Annotated in this window: 11 protein-coding genes; 3 read left to right on the forward strand and 8 right to left on the reverse strand. The window is 74.2% G+C overall.

Translation table 11 applies throughout. The features are described 5' to 3' along the window. Entirely contained in the window at positions 1–1,152 is a 1,152-nt protein-coding gene (locus QF037_RS10900) for an MFS transporter (protein ID WP_307037115.1), read from the forward strand. A 39-nt stretch (positions 1,153–1,191) separates the two neighbouring features. Here the strand turns inward: QF037_RS10900 and QF037_RS10905 are convergent, their stop codons facing one another. Next, entirely contained in the window at positions 1,192–2,934 is a 1,743-nt protein-coding gene (locus QF037_RS10905; RefSeq protein ID WP_307024041.1) for a SpoIIE family protein phosphatase, read from the reverse strand. 329 nt (positions 2,935–3,263) lie between these two features. Here QF037_RS10905 and QF037_RS10910 point away from each other — a divergent pair, with 329 nt between their 5' ends. Next, positions 3,264–3,800 (forward strand): hypothetical protein, encoded by a 537-nt coding sequence (locus QF037_RS10910; RefSeq protein WP_307024042.1) that lies wholly within the window; start codon positions 3,264–3,266, stop codon positions 3,798–3,800. A gap of 48 nt (positions 3,801–3,848) precedes the next feature. Here the strand turns inward: QF037_RS10910 and QF037_RS10915 are convergent, their stop codons facing one another. From QF037_RS10915 to QF037_RS10945, 7 genes are all read right to left on the reverse strand, one after another. Continuing rightward, positions 3,849–4,358 (reverse strand): O-acetyl-ADP-ribose deacetylase, encoded by a 510-nt coding sequence (locus tag QF037_RS10915; protein WP_307024044.1) that lies wholly within the window; start codon positions 4,356–4,358, stop codon positions 3,849–3,851. Then, entirely contained in the window at positions 4,355–5,764 is a 1,410-nt protein-coding gene (locus QF037_RS10920; RefSeq protein WP_307024046.1) for a phytoene desaturase family protein, read from the reverse strand. The genes QF037_RS10915 and QF037_RS10920 overlap by 4 nt, the downstream gene beginning before the upstream one ends. Positions 5,765–5,930: 166 nt before the next feature. Then, on the reverse strand, positions 5,931–6,776 hold the full coding sequence (locus QF037_RS10925) for an inositol monophosphatase family protein (RefSeq protein WP_307024048.1): 846 nt from the start codon (positions 6,774–6,776) through the stop codon (positions 5,931–5,933). Between the two features lie 115 nt (positions 6,777–6,891). Next, positions 6,892–8,718 (reverse strand): gamma-glutamyltransferase family protein, encoded by a 1,827-nt coding sequence (locus tag QF037_RS10930; RefSeq protein WP_307024049.1) that lies wholly within the window; start codon positions 8,716–8,718, stop codon positions 6,892–6,894. A gap of 52 nt (positions 8,719–8,770) precedes the next feature. Further along, positions 8,771–9,598, reverse strand: coding sequence for a class I SAM-dependent methyltransferase (locus QF037_RS10935; RefSeq protein WP_307024050.1), 828 nt, complete (start codon positions 9,596–9,598; stop codon positions 8,771–8,773). A 42-nt stretch (positions 9,599–9,640) separates the two neighbouring features. Next, positions 9,641–10,300: a response regulator gene (locus QF037_RS10940; protein WP_307024051.1), complete on the reverse strand. Its 660-nt coding sequence runs from the start codon at positions 10,298–10,300 to the stop codon at positions 9,641–9,643. Continuing rightward, positions 10,297–11,400: a sensor histidine kinase gene (locus QF037_RS10945; RefSeq protein ID WP_307024052.1), complete on the reverse strand. Its 1,104-nt coding sequence runs from the start codon at positions 11,398–11,400 to the stop codon at positions 10,297–10,299. Before QF037_RS10945 ends, QF037_RS10940 begins: the two co-directional genes overlap by 4 nt. Positions 11,401–11,567: 167 nt before the next feature. Between QF037_RS10945 and QF037_RS10950 the strand changes: the two genes are divergently transcribed. Continuing rightward, positions 11,568–12,572 (forward strand): carboxymuconolactone decarboxylase family protein, encoded by a 1,005-nt coding sequence (locus QF037_RS10950; RefSeq protein WP_307024055.1) that lies wholly within the window; start codon positions 11,568–11,570, stop codon positions 12,570–12,572. Positions 12,573–12,586 lie beyond the last annotated feature (14 nt).

Below are 12,586 nucleotides of genomic sequence, written 5' to 3' on the forward strand. Positions count from 1 at the left end.
ATGTGGCCGCTGTACGCGGCCGGTTTCACCACCGCGTTCGGGGCGCACGGCATCGCCGCGAACCTCGGCGGGGACACGGAGGACGCGGTCACCTCGCTGCTGGTGCTGGGCGGGCTGCTCGCGCTGTACGACGGCGCCGAGGTCCTGCTGAAGCCGGTGTTCGGCACGATCGCCGACCGGATCGGGGCGCGCCCCGTCCTGCTGGGCGGGCTGGTGGCGTTCGCCGTCGCGTCCGCGCTGTACGCCCTCGCCGACAGTCCGGGATGGCTGTGGGCCGCGCGGCTCGGCCAGGGTGCGGCCGCCTCGGCCTTCTCCCCCGCGGCTTCCGCGCTGGTGGCCCGGCTCAATCCGGCGGCCGAACACGGGCGGGCGTTCGGGAGTTACGGCTTCTACAAGTCCATCGGCTACACGCTCGGCCCGCTGCTCGGCGGGGTGCTGGTGTGGGCGGGCGGACTGCGGCTGCTGTTCACGGTGCTGGCGGTGCTGGGGGCGTCCGTGGCGGTGTGGGCGCTGGTCGCCGTACCCGTCGTACCGCCGCTTCCGCGGGCCCGCCAGACGGTGGTCGACCTGGCGCGGCGGCTGGCCGATCCCGTGTTCCTCGTGCCGACGGCCGCGCTCGCGGGGGCGACCGCCGCGCTGTCGGTGGGCGTCGGTTTCCTTCCCGTGTCGGGTGCGGTGGCCGGGCTCGGGACCGTGGCGACGGGTGCGGCGGTGTCGGTGCTTGCGGCGTGTGCGGCGGTCGTGCAGCCGCGGGCGGGGCGGGCGTTGGACGCGGGGCGCATCACGGCGCGCGGCGGGCTCGTCGTGGGACTGCTGCTCGCGGCGGCGGGCCTGGCCTGCGCGATGCTGCCGGGCCTGACGGGCGTACTGCTCGCCGCGGCCCTCATCGGCGCGGGCACGGGCCTGATCACCCCGCTCGGCTTCGCGACCCTCGCCTCGGCGACCCCTCGGGAACGGCTGGGGCAGACCATGGGTGCGGCCGAACTGGGGCGTGAACTGGGCGACGCGGGCGGGCCGTTGCTGGTCGCGGGGGTGGCCGCGGCGGCGACGCTGGCCTACGGGTACGGGACGCTGGCGCTGCTGCTGACGTGCGGGCCCGTGGTGGCCGTGCTGGTGGGGGTACGGCGACGGGTGGGCGCCGGACGCGGCTGACAGTCCCGCGCCGGTACGGGCACCCTGTATGCGGCCCGCTCACACCCCCCGCGTCCGGGCCGCCAGCAGGGCGATGTCGTCGCGCGCCGATCCCGTCGCGGCGTGCGCCAGGATCCCGTCGAGGATCTCGTCCAGGCCTCCGCCGGGCGGCAGGCGCAGTTCCGTCAGCCGGTGCAGGGAGACGTCGATGTCCTCGCCCCGGCGTTCCACGAGGCCGTCGGTGTAGAGGAGCAGCACCCCGCCCGGGACGCCCGGGCGGGAGACCGTCTCGTAGACGCCCATGCCGGTGCCGAGCGGTGGGCCGGCCGGCAGCGGGACCAGTTCCACACGGCCGTCGGGCAGGATCCGCAGCGGTGGCAGATGGCCGGCGTTCGCGTAGCTGACCGTGTCCGTGGCCGGGTCGCCCAACGCCAGCAGACAGGTGGCGACGCGCTCGAAGCCGGACCCGGCGACCATGCGGTCGGCGGCGGCGAGCATCTCGTGCAGGGGCATTCCGGAGGAGGCGAGGGCGCGCAGCATGGAGCGGTAGTGGCTCATCGCGACCGCGGCCTCGACACCGTGGCCCATGACATCGCCGATGACCAGCAGGTTGCGGCCCTGCGGAAGCGCCAGCGAGTCGTACCAGTCGCCGCCCACGACCGCGCTGTCGTCGGCCGGGAGATAGCGGGAGGCGGTCTCCAGGTCCGGGTGCGGCAGCGTCGGCTCGCTGAGCAGGGCCCGCTGGAGCTCCAGGGCCATGGTGTGTTCGCGGGTGTAGCGCTGGGCGCGTTCCATGGCGTGGGAGGCGCGTCCCGCGAGTTCCTGGGCCACCACGGCGTCCTCGGCGGTGAAGGCGGGTGAGGAGCCCGCCCGGACCATGGCGAGGACGCCCACGCTGCGGGAGTCGGTCCGCAGGGGCACGACCAGCGTGGAGTGGATCCCGGCGGCGCGGTAGAGCGCCAGCCGCTCCGCGTAGGGCCCCCTGGGCCGGGCCCGGGAAGGCAGGCTCGTCACGAAGGGCCGCCCGCGTTCCAGACAGCGGCGCATGGGGGACGTCGGCCCGTGGTCGTTCACGTCGTCCGGGCCCGCCAGTCCGCCGAGGCGCACGGCGAGCTCCGGCCGGGCGCTCACGGCGGCCCGCCGCATCCGCATCACCCCGGCCGAGGGGGCCCGCGGGGACCTCACGGGTTCGTTCTCCACGACCAGCTCGACCGAGGCCCCGTCCGCGAGGTCGCGTACGACGAAGTCGACGAGTTCCTGGCAGGTGGTCTCCAGGTCCAGTGTGGTGCCGATGCGCAGGGTGGCGGCGTGCAGCATGGCCATCCGGCCGTGGGCCCGTTCCAGCTCGTTGAGATAGCGGCGCGGTTCGGTGACCTCCACGCCGATGGCCACGAGTCCGACGATCTCGCCGCGCTCGTTCTGGAGCCGGTGGTACGTGCTGTGCCACTCCCGCGGCGTGCGGGAGGTCCCGGCGCCCATGTGCCCGGCGATGAGGACATCGCGCGGTCGCCCGTCCCGCAGAACGGCCTGCGGCACTTCCTCCGGTCTCTCCACTCCCGGTATGACCTCGGCGAGCGTCCGTCCCAGCTGGTCCTCGGCCGGTACGCCGACGATCCGGGCCATGTGGGGGTTGACGTACACATAGCGCAGCCGGGTGTCGAGGACCGCCACGGCCGCCGCTCCGCCCTCCACGATCTCCCGCAGCACGCGGTATTCACGCCCCAGTTCCGCGGTCGCGCCCGCCAGCAGCGTCTCGACGTCCTCGGACAGCAGGGTCCGTGGGAGGGGGAAGTCCGACCCCACAGGAACCTCCCGTTCTCCAGGGCAGTGGGTTCCATGATCCGGCGGCGGTGGCCGGGGTGCACCCGGACACGCTCCGGTCGCCGCGCGGGGTGCCGTCGCCGCTGCCGCTCGCGGTGCGCGTGCCGGTGCGGGGCCGAGCCGCACCCTCTGACGGCGGAACGTGGGGCTGACACCCGTAAGGAGCCGCGTTCTTCGGGAAAGACCCTGGTCAGTGTCGCCGATGGGCGGCGCTGCGGCCGGTGCGGGCGGTGTGATCGGTTGCGGGGTGCCGGGGTCGTTCCCACCGTGGGCGCAAGAGCAGCGGCTTTCAGTGCTTCGAAAGGAACTCCATGCGCGCCCTGGTCTCCCGCGGCCTCCTCGTGCCGCCCCTGGTCTGTGCGGCACTGGTCTTCGGGCCGGTCGGCACTGCCGCCGCCGTCGGTGACGCGGGCCGAGCGGTGCCGGGCCTGAGCATCAGCGAGGCCGCCCCGCGCGTCGGCGCCGAGACGGGCACGGTCCTCGGCCACGACGGCGCACTGGCGCCCCTCCTCGACACGGTCGCGGTCCTCGGCGAGGCGGACGGCACCCGGCTCGACCCGGAGGCGGCGGCCGCGTACGCGGAGGAACTGCGGGCCTGGAACGTGACCGTCCAGGAGCGCCTGAAGACCCTGGACCGCGCCGCCGACCGGTCCGTGGCGGCCGATCCCGTGGGGGACCTGCCGGCCTCGCTCACGTCCGCGGTCCAGGGTCTGATCAGCGCGCTGACCTCGCTCGACCTCGGCGGAGTGCTGAGCGCGGTCACCGGTCTGCTGTCCCCGGTGCTGGGGCTGGTCACCGGGCTCCTCGGCGGCGGCCTGCCGGAGGTGCCGGCGCTGCCCGTGGCATAGTGACGGCTTCGCCTGCCGCGTGTGTTCGGTCGCGTGCGGTCGCCCGCGTCAGCCGACCTCTGCGGCGAACGCCGCGTACGCGTCCTCGTCGAACAGGACGAACCTGATCTCCTCGACGTCGGTCTCCGCGGCCCGGACCGCCGCCACCGCGATGCGGGCGGCGTCCCGCATCGGCCAGCGGTAGACGCCGGTGGAGATGGCGGGGAAAGCGACGGTGCGGGCGCCGAGTTCGTCGGCGACGCGCAGGGATTCGCGGTAGCAGGAGGCCAGCAGGCCGGAGCGGTCCTCGGACCGGCTGAACACGGGCCCCACGGTGTGGATCACCCAGCGGGCGTGCAGATTGCCCGCCGTGGTCGCGACCGCGCGGCCCGTCGCAAGGCCCTTGCCGTATTGGGAGGCCCGCAGCTTGCGGCAGTCCTCGAGGATCGCCGGGCCGCCGCGGCGGTGGATGGCGCCGTCGACGCCTCCGCCGCCGAGCAGCGAGGAGTTCGCCGCGTTGACGATGGCGTCGGCGCTCTCGCCGGTGATGTCGCCCTGGACGAGCGTGAGGGCGGTCATGTCTGTCGCAGCCTTCTCCACGCCGCCTTCGCCGCGTTGTGCCCGGACATGCCGTGCACGCCCGGGCCCGGCGGGGTGGCGGAGGAGCAGATGAAGACGGCCGGGTGCGGGGTGGTGTACGGGGACAGCGACAGCTTGGGGCGCAGCAGGATCTGCAGTCCGGTGACCGCGCCGGAGCCGATGTCGCCGCCGACGTAGTTGGCGTTGCGGGCGGCCAGTTCGGGCGGGCCGGCGGTGGCGCGGGCCAGGACGAGGTCGCGGAACCCCGGGGCGAAACGCTCCAGTTGGCGCTCGATGGCGTCGGTGAGGTCGCCGGTCCAGCCGCTGGGGACATGGCCGTAGGCCCAGAAGACCTGCTTGCCCTCGGGGGCCCGGGTGGGGTCCACCACGCTGGGCTGCACGGTGATCAGGAACGGTCTGTCGGGGGCCCTGCCCTCCCGGGACGCCGCGCGCAGGGCGGTGCTGATCTCGGCGGTGTTCGCGCCGATCTGCACGGTGCCGGCGGTGCGGGGCTCCGACGCGGTCCAGGGCACCGGGCCGTCGAGGGCGTAGTCGACCTTGAAGACGCCCGGGCCGTACCGGTAGTTGTCGTAGTAGCGGCCGAAGCCGGCGATGCGGGCCAGCGCGGTGGGCGAGGTGTCGAAGATGTAGGCGCGGGCGGGCGGCAGGTCGTCGAGGCGTTTGACCTCGTAGTCGGTGTGGATGGCGCCGCCGAGGTCCTTGAGGTAGGCCGCGAGCGCGTCGGAGATGGACTGGGAGCCGCCACGGGCGACGGGCCAGCCGCGCGCGTGCGCGGCGAGCGCGAAGACCAGGCCGATGGCGCCGGTGGCGAAGCCGGAGAGCGGCGCCATGACGTGCGCGACGAGACCGGCGAACAGCGCCTTGGCGCGCTCGTCGCGGAAGCGGCGCAGCAGCCAGGTCGACGGGGGCAGTCCGGCGAGGCCGAAGCGGGCGAGGGTGACCGGGTCGCGGGGCAGCGCGGTCAGCGGCAGCGACATGAAGTCCCGGACCAGGGTGTCCCATCGGGGCAGGAACGGCTCGACCAGTCTGCGGTACGCGCCAGCGTCGCGCGGCCCGAACGAGGCGGCCGTCTCGGCGACCGAACGGGACAGCACGGCGGCGGTGCCGTCGGTGAAGGGGTGGGCCATGGGGAGGTCGGCGTGCAGCCACTCCAGGCCGTACCGCTCCAGCGGAAGGGCGCGGAACGCGGGCGAGTTGATGCCCAGGGGGTGTGCCGCGGAGCACGGGTCGTGCCGGAAGCCCGGCAGGGTGAGTTCCTCGGTGCGGGCTCCCCCGCCGACGGTGTCGCGCGCCTCGAAGAGGGCCACGGAGAAGCCGCGGCGGGCCAGCTCCACGGCAGCGGTCAGTCCGTTGGGTCCCGCACCCACCACGCATGCGTCAAGCATCGACGGCACCTTCGGACTCCTTCGTCAGCCGATGGCCACTGGATCAGGATAGGACGGGGCACCGTCGGTCCCGGGTCGCGGGGGACTGGAGCGCGGACGGTGTCCGGACGGTCACCTTCGGTGGCGGACCGCGGAACCCGGCCGCCCCTGCCCGCCGGACCGCGCCTCAGACCCCGCCCGCCAGCAGCCCCATGATCCGCCGTGCCGTCGCCGCGTCCCGTGCCGTGGTGAACGGCAGGGTGTTGCCGCCGGTGACGCGGAACGGCTCGCCGGTGATGGTCAGATGGGCGCCGCCCGCCTCCTCGACGAGGAGCAGGCCCGCCGCGTGGTCCCAGGCCGCCTCCCAGGAGAAGGCGGTGGCGTCCAGCCGGCCGCGGGCGATGGCGAGATATTCCAGGCCGGCGGAACCGCAGGCGCGGGGAGCGATGCCGTCCGTCCACAGCCCCAGCAGGGCGCGCTTCTGCTCGTCCGTCGTGTAGTCCGGGTGGGAGGTCGCCACTTCGAGGTCCCGGCCGGGCTCCGGCGGCCCGGCGAACAGCCGCTCGCCGTCGAGGAACGCGCCCTGGCCCCGTACGGCGGTGGCGAGCTGGTCACGAGCCGGCGCGTAGATCCAGGAGGCGTGCAGCACGCCGCCCCGGGCGAGCGCGACGAGGGTGCTGAAGCCGTCCTCCCCGCGCACGAACTGCCGTGTGCCGTCGACCGGGTCGACGATCCAGACCGGGGCGTCGCCCCGTATCGCCTCGTACGAGGCCGGGTTGGCGTGCACCGCTTCCTCGCCGACCACGACGGAGCCGGGCAGGAGGGCGCCGAGCGCTTCGGTGAGGTGCTGCTCGGCCAGCCGGTCGGCGTCCGTCACCAGGTCGTGCGGTCCGCTCTTCTGGTCGACCTCGTGCGCGGCGAGCTGACGGAAGCGGGGCATGATCTCGGCCGCGGCGGCCTTGCGGAGGGCCTCCTCCACGTCGGCCGAGTGGCGGGCGAGAAACTCGTCGATGGTTTCCGTGTCGTCGATCATGACTCCATAAGAGCATGCCCCACTGACAATCCCCACCCGATGGGTGGACTGTGGGTGGAATCACGCTGAATACCGGGATATGGGATCAACGGCCGGGAGCGGGCGTGGCGTGGGCTCAGCGGCCCACCGCGTACCCCTGCATCCCGCGCGGATTCGCCGCCGCCGACAGGATCCCGGTCCCCGGATCCCGGGCGACCGCGCACAGCCGTCCCTCGGACCAGGGGTCGCCGACCGTCACGTCATGCCCGCGCCGCCGCAGCTCCTCGACGACCCCGGCATCCGTCCGGGCCTCGACCGTCACGCTGGCGGGCCGCATGCCGCGCGGGTAGAAGGACCCCGGGAAGCTGTCGTTGTGCCAGTTGGGCGCGTCGATCGCGCCTTGCAGGTCGAGGCTCCCGCGCACCGCCGGGCGCAGCGCGACCGCGAGGAAGAAGTGCAGCTGCCACTGGTCCTGCTGGTCCCCGCCGGGTGTGCCGAAGGCCATGACGGGCACGCCGTCGCGCAGCGCGATCGAGGGCGTGAGGGTGGTCCGGGGGCGGCGGCCCGGCGTCAGCGAGTTCGGCAGGCCCTCCTCCAGCCAGGTCATCTGGAGCCGGGTGCCGAGCGGGAAGCCCAGTTCGGGCACGACGGGGTTGGACTGGAGCCAGCCGCCGCTGGGGGTGGCGGCGACCATGTTGCCCCAGCGGTCGACGACGTCGAGGTGGCAGGTGTCGCCGCGGGTGGTGCCGTCGGCGGCCACCTCGGGTTCGCCGGGCACCGGGGAGGCCGGGCTCTTGGCGACGGTGGGCTCCCCCGCCCCCATGGGGCTGAAGGCGGGGTCGTCCGTGGTGACCACGTGCGCGTGCGCGCTCAGCCGGGGCGCGCGCCCGCCGGGGCTGCCGGGCCGCAGTTCGTACGAGGCCTTGTCGCCGACCAGGGCCCGCCGCTGCGCGTTGTACGCGTCCGTGAGCAGCTCGTCGAGCGGTACGTCGGCCGCGTCGCCGTACCAGGCCTCGCGGTCGGCCATGGCGAGCTTGCAGCCCTCGATCAGCAGGTGGACGTAGTCGGCGGACCCGTATGCGGGCAGCTCGGCCGGGAGCAGCGCGAGTTGCTGGAGGAGCGCCGGGCCCTGGCTCCAGGGGCCGGCCTTGCAGAGCGTCCACCCCTTCCAGTCGTACGTCGCCGGGGTCTCGTAGGTCGCGGACCACCCGGCAAGGTCGTCGGCCGTCAGCGTGCCGGCGTGCCGCTCCCCGCTGGTGTCCAGGGTGGGCCGCCGCGCCTGCCGTACGAGCGCCTCGCCGATGAAGCCGGTCCGCCAGATCTCCCGCGCCGCCTCGATCTGTGCGACCCGGTCGCCCGCCGCGCCGGCCTCGGCGAGCAGCCGCTTCCAGGTGGCGGCCAGCGCGGGGTTGCGGAACAGCTCGCCGGGCCGGGGCGGCTGTCCGCCGGGCAGGTAGATCTCCGCGGACGAGGTCCACTCGGTCTCGAACAGTTCCCGGACGGTCTCGACGGTCGCTCCGACGTTGTCCACGGGCGCGTGTCCGTCCTCGGCGTACCCGATGGCGTACCGGAGCACCTCGGCGAGGGGCTTGGTCCCGTGATCGCGGAGCAGGAGCATCCAGGCGTCGAAGGCGCCGGGGACGGCGGCCGCGAGGGGTCCCGTGCCGGGGACGAGGTCCAGCCCGAGCTCCTTGTAGTGCGCGACGGAGGCTCCGGCCGGGGCGACGCCCTGTCCGCACAGCACCCGTACCTCGCCGCCCGCCGGGGCGAGCAGGATCGGCACCTCTCCGGCGGGCCCGTTGAGGTGCGGTTCGACCACGTGCAGCACGAACGCCCCCGCCACGGCCGCGTCGTAGGCGTTGCCGCCGTCCTCCAGGACGGCCATCGCCGACTGCGAGGCGAGCCAGTGGGTGGAGGACACCATGCCGAAGGTGCCCTGGAGGGTGGGGCGGGTGGTGAACACGGGCGGACTCCTCACTGCGGGGGCGGCGCTGCACATGATCGTACGAAGGAGGCTATGCGGGCCGTGTGCCCGCCGTGAGGAGATGTCCGCTGATCCCCAGGAGCGTCGGTTCCGACTCGATGCGGCGGCTCGCCGCCAGGACGGCCTCACGGCGTTCCGGGTCGTCCAGCCAGTCCTCGACGCCGCCCATCAGCCAGGCGGCGCCCTCCAGGCCGTACTGGCCGTCGACGGTGAGCCCGGCGTCGGTGAACTCGGCGGGGGCCTCGTCGGGCCGGGCGAAGTAGGCGGTGGTGAACAGGCCGCCTTCGGTGCCGTGCCGCCCGTGGTCGCCGACCGCGTCGGTACGGGCGCGCTGCGCCGGGTCGAAGTAGCGCTCCTCGCGCAGCAGGTCGTGCAGTCCCGCGAACCGGTTGATGGTCGCCGCGACCACCGGTCCACCGGGCCGGACCACCCGGCAGGCCTCCGCCAACGCCCTGACCCGGTCGGCGCGTTCGGGCAGGTGGTACAGCGGGCCGAGCAGCAGTACCACGTCGTGGGCGGCGTCGGCGGCGGGCAGTTCGCGGGCGTCACCGGCGCGCGCGGTGACGCCGGGGATCCGTGCCGCCTGCTCCACGTGGAGCGGTACGGGATCGACGAGGTCGACCTCGTACCCGTCCCGCACCAGCCACTCCGCGTGCACCCCGCTGCCGCCGCCGACGTCCAGCACCCGGGCCGGCGCCGGGGGCAGCAGCCGTCGCAGCACGTCCTGCGTACGCCAGAACTCCAGCCGCCCGGCGGGAGCCCCTCCGTCCCGCAGGCGGGCATCCTCGTTGCCGCGTGTGTAGTAGGCGAGGATCTCGTCTCGGACGGCGGGCTGCCGGGGCTGTGTCGTCTCTGTCATGGCACCAGCGTGCTGATCGGTGCCTCTGCCAGGCAACGGAATTCACTCGCGCGCCCGCACCAGCCCCGACTCGTAGGCGAACACAACCAGTTGGGCCCGGTCCCGGGCCCCCAGTTTCGTCATCGCCCGGCTGACGTGCGTCTTGACCGTGAACGGGCTGATGACCATGTGCGCGGCGATCTCCTCGTTGGTCAGCCCCCGCGCGGCCAGGGCCGTCACCTCGCGTTCGCGAGGGGTGAGGCACTCCAGGCCGGGGGCCGTGGCGCGGTCCGGGGGTCTGGAGACGAACTCGCCGATCAGGGTGCGGGTGACCGACGGCGACAGCAACGCCTCGCCGCCCGCCACCACGTCGATCGCCTGCAACAGGTCCGCCGGGTCCGTGTCCTTCAGCAGGAAGCCGCTGGCGCCGGCGCGCAGCGCCTCGAAGACATAGCTGTCGAGGCCGTAGTTGGTGAGGATCACCACGCGCACCCCGGCCAGTGCGGGGTCCGCGGCGATACGGCGTGTCGCCTCGATGCCCGTCATCACCGGCATCTGCACGTCGACCAGTGCGATGTCGGGCACCTCGGCCCGCACCAGCGCCAGGCCCTGTTCCCCGTCGGCCGCCTCACCGACCACCTCGATGCCGTCCTCGGCCTCCAGCAGGGCCCGGAACCCGGCCCGCATCAGCGCCTGGTCGTCGACGAGCGCCACCCGGATCATCCGGCCTCCCCCACCGGCAGCTCGGCCCGCACCGTGAAGCCGCCCTCCGTACGCGGGGCGGCGTACAGGGTCCCGCCGAGCGCCGTCACCCGCTCCCGCATGCCGGTCAGGCCGATGCCCGGCGCGAAGGGCCGGTCCGGGGCGGCGTTCCCGTCGTCCTCCACGGCCACCGTGACCCGGTCCTCCTCGTAGGCGAGCCGCACCCGCACCTTCGCCGGCCCTGCATGCCGTGCCGCGTTCGTCAGCGCCTCCTGCACGGTGCGGTACACCGCCTTCTCGACCGTCGCGCCCAGCTCGCACTCCTCGCCCGTCACCGTCAGGTCCACCGCGAGGCCGGCGGCCCGCGCCCGCTCCACCAGCAGTGCGGGCGTGCCGACGACCTCGTCGGTGCGCAGGACCTCCAGCGTGGACCGCAGTTCCCGCATGGCCTCGCCGCTCGCCTCCTGGATGGCCAGCAGGGCGGGCGGTATCTCCTCGCCCCGTTTACGGGCGAGGTGCACCGCGACGCCCGCCTGGAGCTTGACGATCGAGATGCTGTGGGTGAGGGAGTCGTGCAACTCACGGGCGATCCGCAGGCGTTCCTCACCGGCCCGGCGCAGCGCCGCCTCCTCACGGGTGCGTTCCGCCTCCAGGGCGCGCTGTTCGGTCTGGCGCAGATACGCCTGCCAGTTGCGGTCGGCGAGGCCGGTCACCGCCGCGAACAGGAACCAGCCCGCGAGCAGCGCCGCGTTCTCCACGATGTCCCGGGTGGCCGGGCCCGTCGCCACGTACGCCGCCAGGTACAGCCCGCTCGCCAGCAGGGCCCAGCCCCGGTGCCCCACCCGTGCCGCCGTGTGCACGGCGGCCAGGACGGGCAGGGCGGCCGGCAGTCCGGGCTGCGCGTGCAGGACGTACGCCGCGCCGGAGGCGGTCGAGACGGCCAGCACCGCCCGTGGGGCCGGCCGGTAGAAGGCCAGTGCGGCCGAACTCACCGCCACCAGGCCGTAGTCCAGCCATCCCCTGTCCCCGTCGAAGGCGACCGTGGTCATCGCCAACGCGCCGACCACGACCGCCAGCGCCGCGTCGGCCAGCCCTTTGTGTGTGACCATGTGCCCGCCCATGTCCGCACACTAGAGGGCCCCGCCGACACCCGCGTCAGCCCTGTGGACAACTCTGCGACTACTCCCGCCGTAGTACGCCGCGGGCTCGTCCCGCCCCCCGGGCGCAGCGCCGACTCCCTTCGGACGTACGACGACCGGGGGCACCCGGTCGGCGCACGCTGCTGTCCATGTCCACACCCTTCCGCTACACCGAGCCACAGCCGCCCAAGGCGGCCACCGGTCGCGTCGCCGAGGTCTACGAACAGCTCGCCCGCGAGTTCGGCATCGACGAACCGGTCACCTTCGTGGTCCTCTCCTCCGCCCCCGAACTCCTCGCCCCAGCCTGGGCGCTGATGCGCGAGTCGTTGATCGCGGGCCCCGGCAGCCGCACCGGCAAGGAGCTGGCGGCGCTCGGGGTGTCGCTCGCCAACCGGTGTCCGTTCTGCGTGGACGCGCACACCGTGCTGCTGCACGCCACCGGCGACCACGCCCTGGCCGAACGCCTCGCGCGCGGGGAGCGGCCCGAGAACGAGGAGCACGCGCGCGTGCTGGAGTGGGGAAAGCAGACCCGTGTACCGGGCGGTCTCGGCCCCGAGCCGTATCCGTTCCCGGGCGAGGACGCCCCGGGCTACCTCGGCACCGCGCTCGCCTTCCACTTCATCAACCGGATCGTCTCCGCGCTGGTGACCGAGAACCTGCTGCCGGGCAACGTCCAGCGCTTCCGCGCGGTCCGCAGTCTCGCGGGCCGCACGCTGGCCCGGACCGTACGCCGGCCGGCCCGGCCCGGCGCCGCACTCGCGCTGCTCGACCTCCCCGACCCCGGCGAGTCCCCCGCGTGGGCGGGTGGCACGGCCGTCGGTCCCGCCTACGCGGCGTTGCTCAGGGCTGCCATGGCGGGTGGCGCCCTGCTCGACGCCGACGACCAGGATCTCGTGGAGGAGGTCCTGCTGGACTGGGACGGAGCGCACCCGTCCCTCACCCCGGACCCCTTCCCCGACCGGCGCGAGCGGCCCGGGGCCCGCCTCGCGCTGCTGGCCGCCCTCGCGCCGTACCGCATCACCGACGAGGACGTCGCCGCCTGGCGCCGCCCGGAACACACCGACCACTGTCTGGTGCACCTCGTCGCGTACGGGGCGTTCCTGGCGGTCGACCGGATCGAATCGGCGTTCACCCGCAACTCCGTGCGGACATAACGGGACACACAACG

It is taken from the genome of Streptomyces canus (assembly GCF_030815415.1).
Lineage (GTDB): Bacteria > Actinomycetota > Actinomycetes > Streptomycetales > Streptomycetaceae > Streptomyces > Streptomyces canus_F.